The sequence below is a fragment of the Pedobacter jamesrossensis genome (genome assembly GCF_042650905.1).
GTDB lineage: Bacteria > Bacteroidota > Bacteroidia > Sphingobacteriales > Sphingobacteriaceae > Pedobacter > Pedobacter jamesrossensis.
This window is the reverse complement of record NZ_JBHSBY010000103.1, coordinates 1-23,339: the sequence shown is the minus strand read 5'-3', so window position 1 is coordinate 23,339 and position 23,339 is coordinate 1. Positions and strand designations below refer to the sequence as shown.

General features: G+C 35.5%; 20 protein-coding genes and 1 tRNA gene. 8 read left to right on the top strand and 13 right to left on the bottom strand.

Annotation, left to right across the window (positions count from 1 at the left end; all coding sequences use genetic code 11):
- Nucleotides 1-171 precede the first annotated feature (171 nt).
- Nucleotides 172-2,079, bottom strand: coding sequence for an ABC-F family ATP-binding cassette domain-containing protein (locus ACFOUY_RS10525; protein ID WP_378960519.1), 1,908 nt, complete (start codon nt 2,077-2,079; stop codon nt 172-174).
- A 602-nt stretch (nt 2,080-2,681) separates the two neighbouring features.
- Between ACFOUY_RS10525 and nudK the strand changes: the two genes are divergently transcribed.
- From nudK to ACFOUY_RS10505, 4 genes are all read left to right on the top strand, one after another.
- Nucleotides 2,682-3,266 (top strand): GDP-mannose pyrophosphatase NudK, encoded by a 585-nt coding sequence (gene nudK / locus ACFOUY_RS10520; protein ID WP_378960518.1) that lies wholly within the window; start codon nt 2,682-2,684, stop codon nt 3,264-3,266.
- 160 nt (nt 3,267-3,426) lie between these two features.
- The gene (locus ACFOUY_RS10515) at nt 3,427-3,834 is read left to right on the top strand and encodes an Rrf2 family transcriptional regulator (RefSeq protein ID WP_378960516.1); all 408 of its coding nucleotides are present in this window, start codon (nt 3,427-3,429) and stop codon (nt 3,832-3,834) included.
- A 163-nt stretch (nt 3,835-3,997) separates the two neighbouring features.
- Complete coding sequence (locus tag ACFOUY_RS10510) at nt 3,998-4,648, top strand: NAD(P)-dependent oxidoreductase (RefSeq protein WP_378960515.1); 651 nt, start codon at nt 3,998-4,000, stop codon at nt 4,646-4,648.
- 172 nt (nt 4,649-4,820) lie between these two features.
- On the top strand, nt 4,821-5,852 hold the full coding sequence (locus ACFOUY_RS10505) for a quinone-dependent dihydroorotate dehydrogenase (protein WP_378960514.1): 1,032 nt from the start codon (nt 4,821-4,823) through the stop codon (nt 5,850-5,852).
- A gap of 95 nt (nt 5,853-5,947) precedes the next feature.
- Here ACFOUY_RS10505 and ACFOUY_RS10500 read toward each other — a convergent pair whose 3' ends face one another.
- The 5 genes from ACFOUY_RS10500 to ACFOUY_RS10480 all read right to left on the bottom strand — a co-directional run bounded on the left by ACFOUY_RS10500 (nt 5,948) and on the right by ACFOUY_RS10480 (nt 8,320).
- On the bottom strand, nt 5,948-6,340 hold the full coding sequence (locus tag ACFOUY_RS10500) for a DUF1398 domain-containing protein (protein ID WP_378960513.1): 393 nt from the start codon (nt 6,338-6,340) through the stop codon (nt 5,948-5,950).
- A gap of 79 nt (nt 6,341-6,419) precedes the next feature.
- Nucleotides 6,420-7,088 carry a DNA alkylation repair protein gene (locus ACFOUY_RS10495; RefSeq protein ID WP_378960511.1) on the bottom strand — a complete coding sequence of 223 codons (669 nt, stop codon included), beginning with the start codon at nt 7,086-7,088 and terminating at the stop codon, nt 6,420-6,422.
- A gap of 136 nt (nt 7,089-7,224) precedes the next feature.
- Nucleotides 7,225-7,395, bottom strand: a complete 171-nt coding sequence (locus ACFOUY_RS10490; RefSeq protein ID WP_109927167.1) for a spore protein — start codon at nt 7,393-7,395, stop codon at nt 7,225-7,227.
- A gap of 35 nt (nt 7,396-7,430) precedes the next feature.
- Nucleotides 7,431-7,504 (bottom strand) — tRNA-Cys (locus ACFOUY_RS10485).
- A 69-nt stretch (nt 7,505-7,573) separates the two neighbouring features.
- Nucleotides 7,574-8,320: a TrmH family RNA methyltransferase gene (locus ACFOUY_RS10480; protein ID WP_378960510.1), complete on the bottom strand. Its 747-nt coding sequence runs from the start codon at nt 8,318-8,320 to the stop codon at nt 7,574-7,576.
- Here ACFOUY_RS10480 and tamL point away from each other — a divergent pair.
- Nucleotides 8,311-10,716: a translocation and assembly module lipoprotein TamL gene (tamL, locus tag ACFOUY_RS10475; protein ID WP_378960509.1), complete on the top strand. Its 2,406-nt coding sequence runs from the start codon at nt 8,311-8,313 to the stop codon at nt 10,714-10,716. The two genes, ACFOUY_RS10480 and tamL, sit on opposite strands and share 10 nt — an antisense overlap.
- Before the next feature lies 1 nt (nt 10,717).
- Here tamL and ACFOUY_RS10470 read toward each other — a convergent pair whose 3' ends face one another.
- The 7 genes from ACFOUY_RS10470 to ACFOUY_RS10440 form a co-directional block, all read right to left on the bottom strand.
- The gene (locus ACFOUY_RS10470) at nt 10,718-11,293 is read right to left on the bottom strand and encodes a 2'-5' RNA ligase family protein (protein WP_378960508.1); all 576 of its coding nucleotides are present in this window, start codon (nt 11,291-11,293) and stop codon (nt 10,718-10,720) included.
- A gap of 48 nt (nt 11,294-11,341) precedes the next feature.
- The gene (locus ACFOUY_RS10465) at nt 11,342-11,872 is read right to left on the bottom strand and encodes a hypothetical protein (RefSeq protein ID WP_378960507.1); all 531 of its coding nucleotides are present in this window, start codon (nt 11,870-11,872) and stop codon (nt 11,342-11,344) included.
- Nucleotides 11,869-14,166 carry a patatin-like phospholipase family protein gene (locus ACFOUY_RS10460; RefSeq protein ID WP_378960506.1) on the bottom strand — a complete coding sequence of 766 codons (2,298 nt, stop codon included), beginning with the start codon at nt 14,164-14,166 and terminating at the stop codon, nt 11,869-11,871. The genes ACFOUY_RS10465 and ACFOUY_RS10460 overlap by 4 nt, the downstream gene beginning before the upstream one ends.
- Nucleotides 14,167-14,216: 50 nt before the next feature.
- The gene (locus ACFOUY_RS10455) at nt 14,217-14,690 is read right to left on the bottom strand and encodes a TspO/MBR family protein (protein WP_378960505.1); all 474 of its coding nucleotides are present in this window, start codon (nt 14,688-14,690) and stop codon (nt 14,217-14,219) included.
- A gap of 44 nt (nt 14,691-14,734) precedes the next feature.
- Nucleotides 14,735-16,084, bottom strand: a complete 1,350-nt coding sequence (locus ACFOUY_RS10450) for a M28 family metallopeptidase (RefSeq protein ID WP_378960503.1) — start codon at nt 16,082-16,084, stop codon at nt 14,735-14,737.
- A gap of 166 nt (nt 16,085-16,250) precedes the next feature.
- Nucleotides 16,251-17,054, bottom strand: coding sequence for an AAA family ATPase (locus tag ACFOUY_RS10445; protein ID WP_378960502.1), 804 nt, complete (start codon nt 17,052-17,054; stop codon nt 16,251-16,253).
- Between the two features lie 7 nt (nt 17,055-17,061).
- Complete coding sequence (locus ACFOUY_RS10440) at nt 17,062-18,498, bottom strand: Mu transposase C-terminal domain-containing protein (protein ID WP_378960500.1); 1,437 nt, start codon at nt 18,496-18,498, stop codon at nt 17,062-17,064.
- Between the two features lie 162 nt (nt 18,499-18,660).
- Here ACFOUY_RS10440 and ACFOUY_RS10435 point away from each other — a divergent pair, with 162 nt between their 5' ends.
- From ACFOUY_RS10435 to ACFOUY_RS10425, 3 genes are all read left to right on the top strand, one after another.
- Entirely contained in the window at nt 18,661-19,272 is a 612-nt protein-coding gene (locus ACFOUY_RS10435; RefSeq protein ID WP_378960498.1) for a recombinase family protein, read from the top strand.
- Between the two features lie 523 nt (nt 19,273-19,795).
- Nucleotides 19,796-21,169 (top strand): SGNH/GDSL hydrolase family protein, encoded by a 1,374-nt coding sequence (locus ACFOUY_RS10430; protein WP_378960497.1) that lies wholly within the window; start codon nt 19,796-19,798, stop codon nt 21,167-21,169.
- 77 nt (nt 21,170-21,246) lie between these two features.
- Nucleotides 21,247-22,653 (top strand): right-handed parallel beta-helix repeat-containing protein, encoded by a 1,407-nt coding sequence (locus tag ACFOUY_RS10425; protein WP_378960495.1) that lies wholly within the window; start codon nt 21,247-21,249, stop codon nt 22,651-22,653.
- Nucleotides 22,654-23,339 lie beyond the last annotated feature (686 nt).

The window sequence follows — 23,339 nt, the reverse complement described above, 5'->3', positions numbered from 1 at the left end:
TGTTTTAATACACCATTAAAATACAAAAAAGGGAGCAGAAAACATAGTTTCTAACTCCCTTTTTTAAACAATTTTATGGGTGGACTTTTTCAGTGCCCTCGAAAAAATCTGCGGCTAAATAATAATATAGGATACAGCCGATGAAAAATCGGCTTTGCAATGACTTGTGGATTATCCTTCCAACTCCATAATCTCGGCGGCCAGGGTTTCCCATTTAGTTTGACTGTTATCTAAATCTTGTTTTGTAGCTAAATAACGTTTATTAGTTTCAGCCAATTTTTCAGCTTTGCTGTACACATTTTCGTCGGCTAATTCAGCCTCAATGGCTTTAACCGACGCCTCCAGTTCAGAAATCGAAGTTTCAACTTTCTTCAATTCATCATTCAGTTTTTTTAACTGATTTGCTGTATTTGGTGTAACAGGTTTTGGCTCTGCCTTTGGTTTTTCGGGCATTTTAACTGGAATAGGTTTCGAAACCGGAATTTCGCGTTTGCTATTCCATTCCTCATATTCTGCATAAGTTCCAGGATACTGCTTAATTTTTTCGCCCTCTATGAACCAGATTTTATTTGCTACATTATCTAAGAAGTATCTATCGTGAGAAACCGCAATAAAAGTACCCTCAAATTGCTGTAAAGCCTGAATTAGGATGTTTACCGATTGAATATCCAAGTGGTTGGTTGGCTCATCCAAAATTAAAAAGTTCGAATCTGTAGTTAATGATTTCGCCAAAGCCACACGAGATTTTTCCCCTCCTGAAAGTACTTTAATTTTCTTGAAAACATCATCACCCGTAAATAGGAAACAACCTAATATGCTACGCAGCTCCGTATCGGTATGTTTAGGTGCAAAAGCCTGTAGCTCTTCTAAAATTGCATTATCCAGATGTAAAGATTCTAACTGGTGTTGCGCAAAGAAAGTAGTGGTAACATTATGACCAGTTTCGCAAAAACCTTCAAATTTTTCGGCACCGGCAATCATTCTCAACAAAGTAGATTTACCCTTACCATTTGCACCAATTAAAGCAATTTTATCGCCTTTTTCAATCACCGCCTCTGCATCTTCTAAAATATGAACGTTTGGATAGTGTTTGGTCGCGTGTTCAATACGAACTACGTGTCGGCCAGATGGTTTAGTGAATTTGAAGCTGAAATTTACCGTCGGATTATCGTCATCAACATCATCAACACGCTCCATTTTATCCAAAGCTTTCATACGCGATTGCGCCATTTTTGCTTTCGATGCTTTCGCTTTAAAACGCTCAATTAAACGCTCTTCCTGTTTAATTTTAGCTTGTTGGTTTTTAAATTCACCTTTCTGAATTTCGCCACGTAATGCTTTTTCCTCTACATAAAAGCTGTAATTTCCCGCGTAAACATTCAGCTTTCCTTTACGGGATTCTACCGTACGGTTTACAATTTTATCTAAGAAATATCTATCGTGAGATACAATTACAATTGCGCCTTCAAAGCTTGCCAAATAGGTTTCCAGCCATTTAATTGATGGTAAATCCATGTGGTTGGTTGGCTCATCCAGCAACAAAATATCAGGTGTTTGCAAAAGTATTTTGGCCAACATTACCCGCATACGCCAACCTCCAGAGAAAGTATTTAAAGGGCGTAATTGGTCTGCCGTACTAAAACCCAAACCAGCCAAAATCTCATTTGCTCTGTATTCGATGTTGTAACCATCCAAAGCCTCAAATTCCTGCTGTTTATCACTCAGTTTATACAAAACCTCTTCACTGTAATCAGTTTCTATTTTTTTAAGCAATACTTCAATTTCATCGTGCAATTGGTTTTGGCGCTCAAAAGCCTCCATAGCCACATGCAAAATGCTATGGTGAGATTCGTAAGAAAGTAAATCCTGGTTTAAATAACCAATTTTCAAGTCTTTAGACATCGAAACCGTACCGGAAGTTGGTGCGTACTCGCCTACAATTATTTTTAAAAGTGTCGATTTTCCTGTTCCGTTGGCGCCAATTAATCCTGCTCTATCACCTGGTTTAATGTGCCAGTTTGCGTCATCGTATAAGGCTCTTGAGCCAATAAGGAATGTTAAATTATTTATTGAAATCATTTCGGCTGCAAAAGTACGAATTTTAAAGGCTTTTTTTTGTTTAGAGTTCAAATAGAAAAAATTGTGTTTTCTAAATGATTTGGAAAGTAAAACATTAGCTTTTATTCAAGTTTGGATAGAAACTAATCTGCTTTGATGTTTGCATAATCTATAAATCCGTCTGCTAAAGCAAGACGGCCATGAATTTACGTTCGATTTGCTTTAGCCACCATCCATTTCCTGACCGTTGACTTTGAGTCAACGGATAAAAAATTAATTGCTTTTTATTCTAGGTTCAAAGATTTTTCCTCTGTGGTCGAAATACTGTGATTTAAAACTATTTGTTAAAGCAAGACGGCCATGAATTTACGTTCGATTTGCTTTAGCCACCATCCATTTACTGACCGTTGACTTTGAGTGAACGGATAAAAAATTAATTGCTTTTTATTCTAGGTTCAAAGATTTTTCCTCTGTGGTCGAAATTACTGTGATTTAAAACTATTTGTTAAAGCAAGACGGCCATGAATTTACGTTCGATTTGCTTTAGCCACCATCCAATTCATTGCCGTTGACTTTAGTCAACGGATAAAAATTAACTACATTTAAATTTATAAATTTAAAACATGAGTAACGAAAACATAAAAATAATCAGCAAGGAAATTCTTTCCGATAACTGGTACACTTTAAACAAAATCACATTCGAGTATTTAAAAAAAGATGGAACTCGCGAAATTCAAAATCGAGAAGCTTATGATAGAGGGAATGGTGCTACAATTCTTCTTTATAATAGTGCTAATCAAACTGTTGTTTTAACGCGACAATTTCGTTTGCCAACATATATTAACGGCAACGAAACCGGAATGCTTATCGAAACCTGTGCTGGTTTGTTAGATAAAGACAATCCAGAAACGGCTATAAAACGCGAAACTGAGGAAGAAACGGGTTATAAGATAAAAGATGTAAAAAAAGTTTTTGAGGCTTATATGTCGCCGGGCTCTGTTACCGAAATTGTATATTTTTTCGTTGCAGAATACTCCAAAGATATGAAAGTGAGCGATGGAGGTGGGCACCACGAGGAACAAGAAAATATTGAAGTTTTAGAAATTCCATTTAAAGATGCCGTAAATATGATTGCAACCGGAGAAATTAAGGATGGCAAAACGATAATGCTTTTGCAACATGCGCAGATTAATGGTCTATTAAGTTAGTGTTTTCGTCATTTGCAGGGCATGTAGCAATATTTAACTTTTGCTTTTAAATAAACTTTCTCTCTATCTTAACTAATTTAGTTAAATTAACTAATGAAAAAATAATTTGCTTTTAACAAAAATGTAATTACATTTGTACTGTAATAAAAATAATTACAGAATGAATAGCAGATTTCCAATATCCTTACATATACTCACTTTGCTCGATGACGCGAAAGGAGAAGTTGTGAGTTCTGAATATTTGGCTGGAAGTATTAACATTAATCCTGTTTTAGTGCGGAAGGAAATTATAAACTTACGTAAGCATGGTTTTGTTGATAGTAAAGAGGGGAAAGGTGGTGGTTCTTTTTTAGCTAAAAGTGCAGCCAATATTAATTTAGGTGAAGTTTATAAAGCGGTAAAAACGAATAATATTTTGGGACAGAATAAAAATGAACCAAACCCGAAATGTCCGATTGGTAAGCAAATTAATAAACATTTAAATGAATTGTATATTGATGCTGAAAGCGCTTTAATTGATAATTTATCGAAACAGACATTGGCAGATTTTGCCTCGAAATTTAGGTAGCTTTTTTTTAAACAAAACTGTAATAAAATTTATTACAATTAAAGTATTCAATTCACAGTAAGCAGTTAACATCTCTACGACATGAAATCATTGTAATCAAATTATAAGTGTAATCAGCACATAACAAAAAATTAAATAGTCACCCTTTAAAATAAAAAAAAACATGAAAGTAGCATTAATAGGCGCCTCAGGATTTGTAGGTAAAGCCCTTTTGAACGAATTGGTAAATCGCGGAAATGAAGTAATTGCAATTGCCCGCGATACTGATAAAATTGAAAACACAGATGAAAAAGTAACAAAAGTTGCTGTTGATGTATTGGACACAGAAAAATTAGCAGGGGCTTTAAATGGAGCAGACGCAGTTGTTAGTGCATTCAATGCAGGGTGGACTAACCCAAACCTTTACAATGATACAATAGCAGGAGCAGAGGCAATTCAGAAAGCTGTAAAATCATCTGGCGTAAAGCGTTATATCTTCATCGGTGGTGCTGGTACTTTGCAAATTGACGGAAAGCAATTAGTAGATGGCGAAAGCTTCCCTGCCGAAATTTATCCGGGTGCATCGGCAGTTAGAGATTATTTCAATACTTTAAAAGAAGAAAGAGAATTAGACTGGTTGTTCTTTAGTCCGGCAATTGAAATGCATCCAGGTATTACCATCGGTCGTACAGGCAAATATCGTTTAGGTAAAACTTCTCCGGTTTTTAACCAAGAGGGTCGTTCTGTTTTATCAGTAGAAGATTTATCAATTGTTATTGCCGATGAGTTGGAAAACAATGCACATCATCAAGAGCAATTTACAGCAGCCTACTAGTTGATGTAAAATGGACGATGTAAGATGGAAAAAATAGAGAATTGAAAATAGGGAATGGTATATGACTGGTAATTTTATCGATTACTCATTATCTATTACTAATTCTCCATAGTACATCATCCATCTTACATTTTCCCGTATACATTTTCCATTTTTTATTTATCTTCGTTGCATGTATCGCCTTATTAAACCAATATTCTTTAAATTTGACCCAGAAAATGTACATTATTTTGTAGTTAAACGGTTAAAATGGTTTAATGATAAGTTTCCTTTGGGTAAAACCATTATTCGCAGCAGTTTCGATTTCCACATCAAAGGTTTAGAAAAAGAAGTTTTCGGAATTAAATTTAGAAATCCGGTTGGGTTGGCTGCTGGTTTTGATAAAAATGGAGAGTATGTTGAGGCTTTGAGTAATTTGGGCTTTGGCTTTATTGAAGTTGGAACGGTAACACCAATGCCACAGCCAGGAAATGATAAGCCGCGTATGTTTCGTTTGCCAAACGATGAGGCTTTGATTAACCGAATGGGCTTTAATAACAAAGGGGTTGATGTAATGGCAGAGCGTTTACGCTTGCTAAAAGATAAACACCCTGATATTGTAGTTGGTGGTAACATTGGCAAAAATAAAGCTACGCCTAACGAAGATGCGGTTAGTGATTACATTAAATGTTTCGACAGACTTTTTGATGTGGTAGATTATTTCGTAGTTAATGTGAGCTCTCCGAATACACCAGGTTTACGGGAGTTACAGGAAAAAGAACCACTTAAAAATATCTTAAATACACTTCAACAACGTAATCGTAAAAATGATATTTCCCGTCCTATTTTGTTGAAAATTGCACCAGATTTAACTGATGCACAATTGGATGATATTATAGAAATTGTTTCTGAAACAAAAATAGCGGGAATTATTGCAACCAATACAACCATAAGCAGAGAAAATTTAGCTACTGAAAAAGTTTTGGCAGGTGAGATGGGCGGTTTAAGTGGTAAGCCAGTTAAAGAACGTTCTACTGAAGTAATTAAATATCTTTCTGATAAATCAAATAAAGCTTTTCCAATTATTGGGGTAGGTGGAATTCATTCAGCAAAAGATGCACAAGATAAATTAGATGCAGGTGCTTGCCTGGTTCAATTGTACACTGGTTTTATTTACGAAGGACCAGGGTTGATTAAATCGATTTGTAAAGAGTTGGTTAAATAGATTAACTTTATTTTTTCCTCATTGTGAGGCACGAAGTAATATATTTAGAAAGATTGCTTCGTACCTCGCAATGAGGAATGCCTTACAACCTCTTTTTACTTACCCGGAATTCTTTCTGCTAAAATTTCATTACGGGCCTTATCAAAATAGGTACAAATCATGGCCTCTAAAGAAACAAACCATTTTTCTATTCCTGTTTCAGCACAATCTTTGCAAAAAGTTAAATAATTTGTTTCGCCCTTTTGATGGGCTTTTAAATAACTGCTAAACTTTTCTTTATCGCTGGTTTCAGCAATTTTAAGTTCATCGTATTTCGGGTTAGACTTAGTTTTAAAACCATCTTTTCCGAAATATTCGGTATGGCTATCTTTAACCCAAGTTTGATAAGCAATTACGCCAATTTGCTTTACTTCCTGAATGTATTCTGGGAAATCTGCACCTGATTTTACTTTGCTATGTGCAAGAATAATTTGTTTTACTGTAAACATTGTTTTTATTTTAAATGATTTATCAGTTGCGTTATCAGGAAGTTACGTTTAACAATTGGGAGATGTTTTTTGGGTGGTATTATTTTTCTTGCCTGCTCACCATTGCGTTAATCCAACTAGGCGCAAATGGCGAAGTACAACCTTTCGAAACCGGATAATCACGAAAAACTCCTAGTTTTTCTCCAATTTCTAACGCTCTTTCTCTGTATTTGATGTGATTAATCCCGATTTGTGCGAGCGTAGTGTTCATTGTCCATTGAGTTTCTTTGGCAGCAGCTGGCATATCAGATTCAATTCTATTTAATATGGCTACAATATCTAATCCTTCCGAATCTCTTGTAACTCTTCCCGCTGTTAAACTCCATCCGGCACGAGCCAGCATAATATCTTTCGAATCCATCCATCTCTCTCTAAATTTTTCTTTGTCTGGATATTCCTTAATGATATAATTGTAAAACCAATCGGCTGCCCACGTAAATTGCTCTGATGATAGCATTTTTTCAATTTCAGCGGCCGATAATTCTTTTGGGTTAAGGATTAAAATGGCGAGCATCCGGGCGTCAATATTTTCAGTTGCCCAAAGTTCGAGGCCTAATCTATGATTTGTTTTAATCTTTTTTGCAAGCGATTTAATGTCGCCCATCTTAACACCGAAAAGATTCTCTCTCGCGCCACCTTTAATGTGTTGCTTACGAACTTTTTCATCTGCTAACGACTTAAGTGTAGAAATGGTTTCGCTTAGATTCATGATTGGATAAATTATGTTATCCTCAAAAATATTTATTTCCCAGGTATTTTTATCTATCACTTAAAAAATAAAGGCGCAAAAAAAAGCATCCTTTGATCAGAAGGATGCTTTAAATTTTTTTAGAAGCTTCTAAAAACTATTTTGCCAAAGCAGCTAAAACAGCATTGTTTTTTGCTAATTGATCGTTTTTAGGTTGTGCTGAGCGACTTCCTAACTCGATGTTAGTAGCTCTTTTTAAAAAATCTACATCTTGTTGTGCAAAGTTTTTATTTCTTCTGTCTTTTCTTTTTAATCTGGTAACTGCCATGGTAATAACCTTTTATTATATTTTATTTGTACAAATGGAGGTCGAGAGCGGATTCGAACCGCTGTAGAAGGTTTTGCAGACCTCTGCCTAGCCACTCGGCCACTCGACCTTTAAATTCAAGGTTGCAAAAATAGCAATTATTAGTTAGCCCGCAAATATAAATTCATAATTAATATTATTAATTTTTAGTTCGTGCAATTTCTGAGCAAAAAATTGCTGCACTTACAGCAACATTTAACGATTCTGCATCGCCAAAACGAGGTATGGTAATCGGTTGATTAATCTTTTCGATAACCTCGTTTTTGATACCTTTTCCTTCATTACCTAAAATGATTAATCCTTCGTTACCCCAATTGGTTTTGTAAATAGAATTTCCGTTTAGCAATGCACCAAAAACAGGTATTTCATTGTCAGTTAATAGTGCAGAAAGGTTTTCATAATAAATTGTAACCCTGGCCAGCGAACCCATTGTAGCCTGTACAGTTTTTGGATTGTACGCTTCTACAGAATCTTCGGAGCATATTATGTTTTTAAAACCAAACCAATCCGCTGTGCGAATAATTGTACCCATGTTGCCAGGGTCTTGCACGCCATCTAAAACAAGTGTAAATTGATTTTTTAGGATTTTTAAATCAAGTTTATTCGTTTCGGGAATATGAACTACCGCTAAAAAACCTTGTGGAGTTTGTAAAGTACTAATCTTACTTAATTCAGCGTTGTTTACTTCAAATAAGTTTATATTTGCGGGTAATTTGGGTAACAAATTAAACAGTTCGCCAATATAAAATATGGAATGAATCTTGTATGGTGCTTGTATAAATTCTTTAATAGATTTTATACCTTCTACAAGGAATAATCCATTTTCTTTACGGTATTTTTTTTGATGTAACGACTTAATAAAACTAATCTGAGATTTTGAAAGCATACAAATCCTTTAAATTTTCTAAACTGAAAAGCCCTGCAATATTACTATTAATTATTGTTTTAATGCAGGCCTGTTCATCAACTAAATACATCCCAGATTATCAATCGATAGTTAAAAAGGTTACTATTGATAGCATTGATAAGAAATTTGAGGAGCAAGCTTACAATTACGTTCAGAAAGATATTAGACCATCATCTGCGTTTGGTATAAATGTGCCTTTGTATAACTTATTCAACACTAAAGATGGTCGTTATAAAACAACTGATATCAAACCTTTCGGTTCGCCACCTGCAATTTTAGATAGTGCACTAGTAGAAATTTCTAGAAATCAAATAGAAAAATTTTTAAAAGGTAAAGGTTATTTTCAGGCAAAAGTTATAGCTGATATAAAGGTAAAAGATAAAAAAGCTGAAGTTAATTTTACTGCCCATCCTGGTCCAGTATCGCATATTGGAAAGCTGTCAGATTCGATTTTGACAAAACAAGTAAGAAATATTTATCGTACCGAAAAACCAGGATTTACGCACTTGCGAGAGGGAATGCAGTACGATGCAGATTCATTATCTTACGAACGGGAGCAGATTAACCGTATTATGAAAGAGAATGGTTATTTCTATTTCTTACGGCCATACGTAAATTTCGATGTTATAGAAACCAAAGATGTTAAAAAGGTTGATTTAAGGTTAAATGTTACAAATCCTCCAATAGGCGACCATAAGCAGTACAATATTGGTACAACATATATGGTTATTGCACCAAGTCCAGATGGTTTTCCAGATTCGCTTAGAAATTATGTAAATCGAGATACAACTCGAGGAATATCGTTCACAGATTTATCGAAAAGGTACAGAAGAAACCCAATAACGCGTTATGATTTTTTAAAGAAAGGCGAATTATACGACATTAGGAATGAAAGTTTAACTTTTGATAGACTCTATGAGTTAAATATATTTAAAAATGTTAAAATCGAATATTTTAAAAGAGATAGTACATCTAATGCAATAAACCCAATTATACTATTAACGCCACAAAAAGTTATGAGTAATCGGGTAGAGGGGGAGGTTCCTTTTAATGGGGGTACTGTTGGCTTTAACTTAAGTAATACATACACAAACAACAATTTATTTCGTGGAGCAGAGCGATTCGAATTACAAGTTAAAGGCGGTTTGCAATCCAGAATTGGAAATGGAACATCCCCTTTTACAGATATTTATCAAAGAGATTTTTCAATTAGTGCAAGTATTTCTGTACCTCGTTTAATTATTCCCTTTTATAAGCCAGATTTGGGCGGAAACGGCATGCCTCACACCACTTTTTCATCGAGTTATATTTATGCATTACAGAAAGATGTTTCTGTTAGAAATGTATTCATTAACTCTATTACCTATGATTGGGTAGAAACAAAATCTAAACTTCACTCTTTTACACCACTAAATTTTGAATATCGATTTGGTAATTTAGAAAGGGATAAAATTACCGATAGTGCTTATGTAAGCAACCTTTATTATGCAACACTGCTTGATAGAAAAGACTTTACATTGGGCATGAAATATAATTATACGCTTAATGCTGATAAATTAAATCAGTTAAGGAATTTCATATACTTTAGAGGAGCGATGGACATCGCTGGAAATATGCTGCAGGTTTTATCTAAAATAGCAGGTTCTAAAGTTGATATTGATAAAGGTGAACAATCTAAAGTTTTAGGATTACCTTTTACACAATATATAAGACCCGAAATTGATGTACGTGTGTATAGGCATTTAGGTGGCGATAGGCAATTTGTTGCTCGTTTAAACGCAGGCATAGGCTATGCATACGGAAATTCTAAATTAGTCGGGTTGCCATTCGAAAAACAATTCTTTGCAGGTGGCTCTAATGGAATTCGGGCATGGCAAGCACGAACACTTGGCCCTGGAAATTATAACAGAGCTACACTTGGTGCCGATTCTGTCGGAAATGCTTTAAGAAAGGCTTTGTTCGGTTTAGACCAGTTAGGAGATATGCGTTTAGAAACTAATTTCGAATATAGGTATATGTTGTTGAGAAAGTTCTTTGGTGCTTCTTTAAAAGGTGCGGCCTTTGTAGATGCAGGAAATATTTGGAATTTAACCGAAGCTGCCGGAGATGAAAGAAAAGTATTTAAGCTAAATAAACTTGTAGAGCAACTTGCTATTGGTGCCGGAGTAGGTTTAAGGTACGATGTACAGTATTTTGTATTTAGATTTGATGTTGGTATTAAACTTAAAGATCCACAGTTTTCTGGTTCTGATCAATGGGTTATTAGTAAGTTTCTATCTGGCGGAAAAGACTTTAGAAACAATTATAATTTAACTAATGCACCGGATACCTATCGTTTTTTACAATATAACTTTGGTATAGGAATGCCTTTTTAACCTAATCAAATAGGCTTAATGGTTTAGGCTTATCATTTGGATTGTTAAATAAAAATTCTCTAAAAGGTTGCCATCTTTTATCAACGTGTTTGTAAACAGAAAATCTATCAACTAAAAATTCACGCTTAAAATTTTTACCTTTATATTCTTGCATAATTAATGGATAAGTTACTGGCTTAATATCTTTAAAGGCAATTGTAAGGTGCGGATTGAATTTAAAATTATTCTTTTCCGGAAGCAAATCTAATGGTTTAAGTGCCAGTTTTATTTGTGCCTGTAATTGCATAATATGAGAGTTTTTATCAACATCGATGTATACAGTATTTGGTGCAAAAGAATTAAAATTCAATATTATCTGAGAAAAAGATTCAGAAAAAGCAGCATTTTCTAAAGCTTTAAAAAAGATTTTTTCTTTTTCCAGTGATGAAATTTTTACAGGATTATAAAGCGTAATGTGAGCTGGTCGTTTAAGTGATACATAAACTTTGTATTTATCAGAAATATCATTTCTAATCGCATCAATATCTTCCACAATTGATGCTGGCGGTATTAAACAAACTAAAAATAGATTTTCCATAATCAAAAATACTAAATATTTTAGTAAATAGAGAGTGGATTATTATCTCTAAAGCAGATTTTTTAATCCATCGAATATGCTCTCGAAAAAAGTAGAAATATTTAATCCGCTACTGTGATTGAAATATACAAAAACAAGAAAAATTATTACCACAAAAATAATCAGCTTTCTAAAAGCAAATGCAATAATTATCAATATTATCGGGATTAAGAAAAGCCACAAACTATTAATCGCATACGGGCTTAAATTGTTATCTTTTTTATAAACGTAAATAAGTTTGCTATGCGTGCCAGAATCGTTTTGATGCTTTAGATAAACAAATGTAGAGCGCTCTATCGGTAAAGGGAGCACAGCAATTCCATCGTTAAATTTAAGACTTTGGGTAAAGCCACTAACACTGAAAGTGTAAATTCCGTTAATGTTTTCGTTTGGATTATTTAATGAATCGGCAGCAATAATCGCCAATTTGTTGTTTTTAAGCAGATTTTCTTTAACAATGAAGTTGTTAATTGCCGAGTTTTGAGCAAAACCGTAAAAACTGGTTAAGCAAAGAAAAAATATGATAAGTCCTCGTTTCATTCTATTGAGCGTTTGTTGTAAATTAAATAACCGATATGCAATAATACACCATTTCTTTTAATCGCATCGTTATATAAATTATAACTTAAACTTACAGGGCCAACCGGCGTTTGATAAACCAGTCCGGCTGTACCTGCGTAACGAATTTTCGTAATGGCCTTTGCATAAACTACATCCTGAAGATTGTTTAATTCGTATTCTTTATGTGGCAAAAATAAATAGCCTTCTAACCTGAAATCTAGATTTTTTCTAACTGAAAAAATATTTTTTATTCCACCGGCAGCATAGGTAGATGCCCTGAATTTATCAAGAAATAAGGAGCGGCTATCCTGTAAAGGGTAAAATGCCGGTGATACCAATAGTGTAGAGTAATAGTTGTTAAACAATGGCTGATTGGAAATTACACCCTCAACAATGTAACCCAAAGTATATTTTTTTAAATGTAAAAAATAGTTTTCCTGTGTTAATTTTATACCAACCCATTGCCTCAAATTGCTTGATGATAGAATGCTGTTCGGTGGAACTACATTTCTGAAAATGTTACCCGGATTGTAGTTTTCGCGACCCGTAGTAAAGTTAAAACTCAACAAAAAGCTTTGTCCACGTGTGGCGTATTGTTTTCTGTTTAATGAGTTTTTCTCTAAATTTAAGGATGTTTTGAAGCCATTGAAAATTGTTTGGTCTAGCAAATCGCCAACTGCGAACGTGTTATTTGGACTATATCTGTCATTATTATTAATAAATGAGGAGTGCAATATGATTTTTGTGTTATAATTTAAAGGGACGCCCATCATCAAATCAATTTTTCTATCAGATTGTTCTATAAAAATGGGTTGCGGATTTTCGATAAAAATTTGGCTTGTATTGTAGAAATTCCAGTGATTGTAAGTCAATTCTGCCCCTAAAAACAATGGTAGTTTAGTTGGGTAATCTACCCGTCCACTAAGCTGAACAGATTCATAAAAACGGCCTGAATAAAAACTGGTGCCGAAAGTGTATGCCTTACGATCTAAGTAATTGTATTGGGCACCTAAAAAAACATTACTTATTGGTCTGGTAGATATATTTCCACCTAAATCTAGTTTAAAGCTTTTTTTGGGTTGTGCTACAACTTCAAAAGTGTAACTATCTGTGGCGGGTTCGTAAACAATTTTAGGGTATATGGTTTCGAATGTTTGGTCGGCTACTAATTTGTAATAACCACGCTTTATATCTTGTAAATTGAAAGTTGTTTTGTCGCTTTTAAAAAGCCTTTCTACGTATCTTTTTTGTTGGTCGTTTACGCCAGTTACAGTTATGTTGCTAAATACAAAATCTGGTTTTTGTTTATTAAATTTTGCCCTGCGTTTTTCTAAATCTTCGTCGGTAACTCTTCTGCTAATTAAAGCTTTTATTTTATGCATATCGGCAATTGTAGCATCGTAACCTTTTTTTATGAGGTCTTCAACTGGCGAAAAATTGGTAACACTATAGCCAGTTAAATCTGGCTGAATGTAAACACCATTTTTGCCAACCGTGGTAGAATCTGATTTTGATAAAAACATGAACACCAAAAAACGATTCATCAACCTATCATCGTTGTTTTTTGGATATTCGTTGTATGTTTTTGAAGAAACATTTGCGCCAATAATGTAATCGGGTTTAAATTCTTTTTCCATTACATCAGCAGGGAAATTATTGTATAAACCACCATCGAAAACATATTTGCCATCTAATTTTATCGGTCGATAAATTATTGGAACCGTCATAGTTGCTCTAACTGCTTCGGCAAGGCTACCTTTACTAACGGTGATACTTTTTTGCGATAGCACATCTGCAACCATACAGCGATAAGGCACAAATAAGTTGTCGAAATTATCTTTTGAAACTGCTGATGCCTGAGAAAAAAGTTCTAGAAACGCAAAATTTAAAGGAATATCATTTATCAAGTTAGAACGAAAACTGAAATGAAACCCAGTATCAATAGCAACTTTTGCAGCAAGCATTGATGCATTTGGTGCATTTTTTTCGAAATAATAAGTGTAATCACTGGTGTACCTTCCGTTAACCCAGTTTTGGAAGTCATCGCTAATAGCAATTTTTTCTATTTGAGCAGGAGAGTAACCAGCGGCATACATAGCGCCAACAATGCCCCCCATTGATGTTCCTGTGATGTAATCAATCGGGATATGATTTTCTTCAAGTGCTTTTAAAGTGCCGATATGAGCTAATCCTTTAGCGCCACCACCACTAAAAACAAGACCAACCTTTTGTGCATGTAACCGGGTACAGCACAGAACGAAGAGTATCAGCAAAAATCTTTTAAAAGTTACCACCCTCTAAAAATAAGGTTTTCTTTTAAAAATTAGTTTAGTATGAAGATGTTATAATTTAAAAATGATGCAAAACTTACCCAAAGTATATAGGGAATAAAAATCAAACCCGCCAATTTGTTTATTTTATAGAACATTGTGGCATTTACGATTATAACAATTAGGAGTAGGATAATTTCGGCAAGGGCAAAACCTACTTCATGCAGATAGAAAAATATGAAAGACCACGCTAAATTTAGTATCAGTTGGATAAAATAAATAGCAAACGTTCGTGGAAAATGTACAATTTTATCTCTTCTAACCCATACCAAATAAGCTGCGATGCCGATTAAAATATAAAGACTTGTCCAAACTGGAGCAAACAACCAGTTTGGTGGATTAAACGACGGTTTGTTTAAAGTTGGGTACCAGGTTTGAACTGACTCTGATGTTCCCCAAGCGGCTAAAGCACCAATGCTAAGTGTTATTAAAATATTAACAATAAATGCTATAGGTTTAAATTTCATGTGGCTAATTTCTGCTTAAACAAGCATAAAACCTAAATGTTTTTCTATCTTCCAACAGCTGGTATAACAGGCAAACTTTCATTGTCTTCACTGCCAATACTTTGAACTGCGAATAGATAATTATCTTTACTGTAAGGCAAACGTAACTCTGTTGCTGTAGTAAAAAATTTCTTTTGCCAAACCGGACTGCTCGTTTCACGCATTAAAATATAATAGCCTTTAGTGCTACCATTTATTGGGGCTTTCCAGTAGAGAAATGTAGAATTACTCAGGTTTTTAACATCAACCTTAACTTCTGTTGGTGTAGACGGTGCCTTAGCCAAATTAGCCAGTACAGCAATATTCACAGCAGTGTTCTTTCTTAAGTATTCAAAATCCATAAACTCAATTAGATCACCATATTTTATGCCTTTTTCAGTTCTTAAATCCTGATGCTGGTGTTCGAAATTTTCATTCATTTCGGTAATTCTTACAGCTGTAAAGCCATTTTCTACAAAAGGAGTATGGTCTCCTCCACGAAGAAATCTATCATTTCTATAAATTAATTTTACCTCAAGTTGGTCTACATAATGTTCGCCAATTTCTTTTACATAACGAGCCAATTGTCTGCTTTTTCCATCATTTTCCAACCCAAACTGGCGAATGTTTTTTGCGTTTTTATCTAATTCAAAAGCGGGTAATCCTTCGCTAAAAACACGGAGTTTAGTATTATCTATAATTTGCGTTTCGCTTGCATTGTTGCTCCCAATCATATCGTTATTCAGCATAGCTTCGATATTCCAACCTTCTTTTTTTGCTTTTGCAGCCATAAACCCCGAACCTAGTAAAGATTGCTCTTCACCACTAACCGCAACAAAAATTATGGTTGCAGAAAATTTATATTGGCTCATTATTCTTGCCGCTTCAATAACCCCTGCCACACCGCTACCATCATCGTTTGCTCCGGGTGCATCACTTACGCGATTCATTACATCGGTTACGCGACTATCTAAGTGCCCGCTTACCACAAAAATACGCTTATCATTAGCATCAGTTCCTTTTAAGATAGCTACAGCATTACCTAACAAAATGGTTTGGTCTACACGTTTTCCGTCAGGTTTAATGGTTGTTGTATCTAAAAAGGTTGTTAATCTTCCATTGCTTTGCTTTGCAAATTGAGCAAACTTACTTACAACCCAATTTCTTGCAGCACCAATGCCTTTAGTTTTACTTTTTGTATCGCTAATTGTACTTCTGGTTCCGTAAGAAACCATTTTGACTATATATGATTTTAAGGAATCTGAATTAACAGATTTAACCATTTTATCTATATCGGCATTGCGATTAACAATAGTTTGCGCTTTTATAGAGCAAGCAAAGCCAGTAAAAAGTACTAGAGTAAATAATTTTTTCATGCAAGAATAATTAAGAAAGCTAATGTATCGAATATTGATAATTGTTTTGTGGTCATCAATAGAAATGCTGTAACAATTTAAAGATAAATGGTATTGTAAGTGTGAACTTCTTAAATAAGTTGCCACTTTTCTTCAGAGATATTTTGCATGTTTGATAGGTATTCTTTTAGCCAATAATTAAGCATTTTCTAGCAGCTTCAACTACGTCTTTATTGATGCACTGAAGCTTATTGATTTTAATTATGCGGGTAATCTGACTAAATAAACGGTCGATAAGCCGAAAGTTCCCGGCTGTGATGCGAACAATTGTGTTCAGCGCCTCTACATCAGAGAAGTAATCAGAATTATACTTTAACCCCATATTCGACCATATTTTAGGAAATATAAATCGCATCTCGTCTTCGCTCAGACGCTTGAACTCGTGGCTAAATCCAATCCTGGAATATAACTGTGGGTATCTGGAAAATCGCTTTTCAATTCCTGTCATACCAATGAAGATAAGTCCGAACTGGTACTGATCGTACAGGCTTCTTACTTCTTCCAGCGCATTAATGTTTAGTCGGTCGGCCTCATCAATAATAACTAAGGGACATAATTGGTTAGCCTGAGTTACAATTTTGTATAGGTCAGACTCCATGTTAGCCTTCGCAAGCGTGATCCCATACGCAGAAGTCCTACGTGTAATTTCGGTTTTTATAATCTTAGGGGTATTCGTTACTGGTGCGGTAAGAAAAGCACCCTTACAATTTTTAATAACTTTCTTTCTTTTAGCTGATAATTCATCAACAGCATTTTCATCAATCAGTTCTTCTTGCCACTGGGTAAAGCGAGCTGCAGCCAATGATTTACCTACGCCCGGCTCACCGTAACAAATACCGATATATCGAAAGTCTATGCAGGAACTTGCGAATTCTTCGAACCTATTAAACTCCTGCGTTAACACAAAACTTTTTAGTGATTTGCCGGGCACGTGCAATTCATTCATTTTTATACAGTTTTAAACTAGTTTTGGATGAATTAATATTTTCTTGATACGTTGAATCTTTTGGCTTTATCTTATTATCATCTATAATCTTTGCCTGGGTAAGTTTTTTTAGGAGCAGTTTGGAATCTTTTATTTGTCCGGCTAGACTGTTTTTGACAGCACTTCTTGCGGCTTTGATCTCTTTAAGACTAACAACCATTTCTGCTAGATCTTGGCAGATCCCTTTGCAGAGGAACTTTTCCTCATGATATACTTTGATCTCAGCCAAATCTCTAGGATCGTATCTAATAGTAATTTGCTCACCAACGAAACCAGCTAATGTTGGTGCGATATAACGCATGCCCTGAAAGCGAATGCCATCCCGTTGAACTTTTCTAGGCTTATGAATGGTTAGAAGTAATAAGTCTAGTATTTCTAGTGATTCCGGCATCTGTGGTAAAAAGCCATTGTTCCACCTATCTATTGGCGGGATACCTGTCGTTGAATGACTAGTTACATGGTAATTATTTAAAATAAAATCCATAACGGCAGATTCCAAATGCTCTAAAGTAAGCTTAGGTTTAGATAAAGGCTTTCCTTTAACACTATGACCCGGCAAGTCTATAAGCAGACATTCATTCAAAGCGCCGAAGAAGCGCTCGATCTTGCCCCGGCCCTGCGGCCTTCCTACAGCCGAATTGATCATCCGGATTTTCAAGCTGGTGCATACTTGTTTTATATGGTCAGACATAAAATCGCTGCCATGATCGGTATATAGAATCTGAGGTATACCACATACTACCCATGCCGGTTCGTGCTTTCTCCAGATTGCCCGTCGTAGTGCAAAGGCGGTGTTTAAAGCACTAGGTGCATCAAGGGAAATAAAAATAGCCATAATCGCCCTGCTATAGTCGTCAATAATAGTCGTGATCCAAGGCTTTTTTTCTCTGCCGGCTGCATCAATAATATATATGTCCAATTCCGTATGATCACATTGCCATATCTCATTGGGCGTGTTGCATTCCCTGCGATAAATGAGTTCATACTTTTGCTGATAAACTTTACTGCCTTCAAGAGCTAAAGTTAGTAGTGCGGGATTAATCTTTGTGACTATACTATAAACCGTTTCATAGGAGGGAGCTTTCATTGATGACCTTTTTGCTAGCAGGACAATCTTCCGATGAATGGCCGAAATAGTGAGCCGTGGTTTTTGCAAGGCCATTCCCTGTATTAACTCCTTTAATTCTTGAGACAGGACTCGTGAGCAGCCACTATCTTTCCTTTTAGTACGTTCCAAACCTAACGTACCCTTTTCTGAAAATCGCTTGACCCAGTAGGCGAGTGTACGTACCGGAATCCCTTCACTTTTTGAAACCTCGACCATTGTCGTCTCCCTTTCCAGGATCGGAAAAATTAGCCGATACTTTTCTAAAGAAGATCGCTTTTCCATACCTTATTATATATAGATGTAGATTACCGCAAAAAGAAAGAATTTATTATAAAATAAACGTTCATATATACAGTAATTATTATTAGATAAAAGTTATGACTTTTTTATTAATTATTATTATCAATTAATAGGTAATTTTATATTTTCTTCTAATTTCCAAAAATGACCCGTACAGTAGCCTATTTAAGAGTATCAACAATAGATCAAAACCTAGAAAAGAATAAAGCCGATATCTTACATCTAGCCAATGACAATAACTTAGGCAGAGTGGAGTTTATTGAAGAAAAAATTTCAGGTAAAGTCTCTTGGAGACAGCGTAAAATCGGACCGCTTCTTAACGAGCTTAAAAAGGGAGATGCCATTTTACTTAGCGAATTTTCCCGACTTGGGCGAAGTATGCTGGAGTGTATGGAGATTATTTCTATCGCAGTTGAAAAGGGGATTAAAATCTATACGGTAAAAGGGGGATGGCAATTGGATAATACCATTCAAAGTAAGGTGATGGCTATGGTCTTCTCTATGGCTGCTGAAATTGAACGCGACTTAATCAGCAAAAGAACAAAAGAAGCTCTGAACTCAATCCGTTTATCTGGGGTGCAATTGGGCCGTCCAAAAGGGCCAGGAAAAAGTAAGCTTGACATAGTACGGCCTGAGATTGAAGCTCTACTTACTACCGGATCTTCACAAAAATTTATTGCTGGGAGATATAATGTTACCGAACCAACATTAAGTAACTGGATGAAAAAAAATAGCATCAAGAAGCCAGTTTGTTGAAATATGCTATATCCCATTGATTCTTTCGTTTTTGTGTAAGCAAAAAACGTCATGTTACTTAGATTCCGCCTCTGCCTAAAATTAACCTGACGGAATTTACTGCTTTTTTATCGGAAATTTTGGGAAACAGGCTCAGGGAGTCTTTTGCTACAGGAGTACAATCTACGCCAAGCAGTGCATTATTTATATTGTGCCGCTATGCCACTCAGAAGAACCAGTTAGTACCTGGTTACAAAAACCCCTGTACTGCATTTATTTTGTATACTCAAATTAATGCGCCGTCTAAAGTACTAAAATTATAGGGATGGTATAAAGCAAGCGAAAGTCATTACTCCTCATTACTAGAGGATTTAAAACAGATTTGTTTATCAAAAAATTGATTACACTGGTCGAAAGGCCAAAAAAAATTAATTGGAATTCTTTACTTTTAAGATCAACCAAAAGTGCGAGCCCTAAAATCAGATGCGTTGATTCATTCAGATATATTTTGTGAGTACATTTAAATCCATTACAAACTCTAAGTATGAAGACTTTATTGTTTAAAAAGACATTACTTTTCCTTTGTCTCTTCCCATTTACATCGGTTTGGTCACAATCTCATCCTTTACCAGTGCTTCCAGACACTTCTCTATACGGAAAGTACACTTCCCGCACTATGCACTTGCTGCAATCATCAACGCCAGAACACCGAAATACTGTTAAAATTCTGGTTTATGGGCAATCAATCAGTGCTCAAAATTGGTGGCTGGCTGTTAAAAAGTATATTGAAGTGAAGTATCCGTGGGCTAACTTAATCATGGAAAACAGAGCGATCGGTGGTTTTGCATCACAATTGCTTTCAAAAACTGTTGAAATGGATGTCAGCTCCTTCTATCCCGATCTGGTGTTATTGCATATTTATGGTAGTAATGAAGCATATGAATCAGTGTTGAAAACCATTCGCAGTCGCACCATAGCGGAAATAGCGATTCAAACAGATCACTATACTGGCAAAGACGACTGGAGCGATAACATGTCCTACCAAATTCTTCCTGCTTTGGCGACAAAGTATAAATGCGACATCCTTAATATACGCGATCCCTGGAAAGAATATCTTAAAGATAATCATCTTGACTCTTCAAAACTTCTTTCCGACGGTGTACACCTGAACGATTTCGGTAATTATCTTATGGCGGAACTCGTCAAACCCTTATTTATGTATAAATCAAAGTATGCTAGCGACCCTCTCATGTTGAAAACAGTATTTATTGCTGGAAATGAATTTAAAATTACCGGAAAAAAACTGTCTTTTGAATTTATAGGCAACCGAGTTGATTTGATTCTTGATAGCGCTGTTCTCGGAAATACAGTACAAGTACTTGTCGACGGAAAAAAACCTTCAGATTTCCAGGGAACTTATTATACGAGTCGTCCTTATAATGCCAATGGCTCAGGATGGCCATGGAACCTGCCTTCCATGATTCAAGTCCAACATACAGCTCCTTGGGTGAACGAAAACTGGACATTAACATATACCGACGCGAAAGCTCCTTTTGAAAACTTTAAATTTGAAATTCAAGGCTCTGTAACAGGAAAAGATGGTTCGGGTAAATCTTCTGAGGATTTCAATTCCCCATCTGGAAAAATTATTATTAAAAAAGGAGATGCCGACGAGGGCGGGGACTGGCATGTGAATCGTTCCTATAAAGTATTGAAAACAGAAGTTAAACCAGGTGATAAAATTTTTTGGAAAACCTATTCAATTAGCGCCAATAATTTTATAACAGAAGGACAGACTATAACCTTGTTTCAAGGGATTCCGAATACAAAACATATTTTAACATTGATAATGAATGGTAAGAGCAAAATCCCTGTGAAAGAAATAATAGTGTACAAACCTCATGTGGCGGGACATTGATCACATGACAGATCGCTCATTAGAAAAGATCCCGTAAAAGTTTTTTTTACAAAGATTATCCAAAAAAATCAGTCACAATGAAAATCATAAAAATAAGTTTGATTGCTGTTCTTGTGTTCGTCTCACAATATGTTATGTCCGAAGAATATTTTGTCAGTTCATTTGGAAATGACAAATATCCCGGCACTAAAATGAAACCTTTTGGATCAATTTTTAAAGCCTCAGAAATTGCAAGGCCTGCTGATACAGTGACCATTTTGGAAGGTACGTACTATTTGACAAAACAGTTTAGACCATCACATTCCGGTTTACCGCATAAATGGATTTTATACCGTGCAGCACCCAACGAATCGGTAATTTTTGATGGAAGCCGATTGAAAAAAGTAGTTCAGGGAACCGATTCTGTTCAATTTAGTCGACTTACCGAAGGGCTATTTCAAATTCAACAGGTCAATTATCTTCGTTTTGAAAATATTGAAGTGCGAAATTCTGATGCTGCTGGGTTTATTGTTAGAGGTCCTGAATGTAAAAAAATTGAATTGGTTGCTTGTAAGTCTGATCAAACACACAACTCTGGAATCGGTTTGTGGTACTGTGACTCAGTTTTAGTAAAAAATTGCGAAATCATTAGAGCTAATGACAATGGTGATCAATATTATGAAAAGGGACAAGAAAAATGGGGAGAAGCGCCCCATGAGGCCCTCTCAATCTGCGGGGCGAGTTATTTTGAAGTTACAGGTAATTATGTTCATCATTGTTTCAAGGAAGGAATCGATTGTAAAGAGGTTAGTAAACACGGAGCTATTTACAACAATTTAGTGCACGATTTGCCGCGGCAAGCTTACTATGTCGATGCTTGGTTCGGTTTATTAGAGGATGTCGAAATTCATTCCAATACTGCTTACAATTGCATGTGGGGTTTTGGTGTCAGTGTAGAAGGGAAGAGCTCTGATCTGCGCAATATACGGTTTCACCACAACCTGATCTACAACATGAAAGGTGCCGGTGTGCTTTTTAGTATGTGGGGGGATAATCTGGTTAGATCTGATATTCATATCTATAACAATACATTTTATCATTGCGGCTCCCCAAATGTATTTAGTGGTGGAGTGGGGAGTATTGATATTTTGTCGAAAAATTTCCGAGATATTTACATATATCGAAACATTTGCGATAAAGGTTGGGATTTTGAAATGGGCTTTACCTTTAAGCCTATTGAGGTTAAAAGAGCATTGGATGATAGAAACTTTGTTGCTGCTGAAAATCTATTTGAAGGGGTTAAAAATAGACCAAGTCGTATCGGACAGTTTGATGTCATGGTCTATGAATACCTTCCTCCTGGAAACCAGATTGGATCGCCTTTATATCGTGATGAATTACGGAATGACTTTGTTCCAGAGCATATTCCAGCTGTCAATGTATCAGGAATAAAATGGAAATATAAGCCATCACCCTGGTTTGGTGCGTTTGAGCCAATGAAATAATTCCTTTAAATGGTTTCAGCAACAGGTACCGTATGGTAATACGTGTAGCAACCTGTGAGATCTGGTTATTGATAACATATTCTGCATATCTTCCAAGAAAATCCTATAGTGCAGGTGACTGACTTCTTCCCTTTCTTTATTTACCCCATTCAAGGGAAGATCGTGTTTTAATGCGAGTCTATTATTCTCAAAAACGGCGAAATAAAGATAATGGCTAGCCCAAATACCTTCGTTTTATGTAAAACCGAAAGTCTTATTCAGTGGTCTTTGAGTGATACCTAAGTATAACAAGTGACCATAGAAGACTGGAAACAAGATACCAAATGCCTTGATCAAAAAGCGCGTAAAGCAATAATATGATATTAATAATGAGCAGTATCCAAAGAACACGCCTGGTAGTTAATATAACTTTTTTTTTCATATTAATAATTATACACCGAAAAGGAGCCCAATAATGGCCTATATATACAAGGGAAGTTAAAATTGTATCGTCCCTATGAGTATAGCAAAAAGGAAAATCTGGCTAACTTCCTCCTCTTTGCAGGCTGATGAGCTGAAAAAATTTTTCAAGGCCTTTTATAACGTAAGCATACGACCAACCCATCTTTTTTTATCAGATAATTTTTAGACAGTTGTTTTAGCCCAATTGTTTGGCATAAGTTCTTGAAGCTTATTTGCTTTGTGCG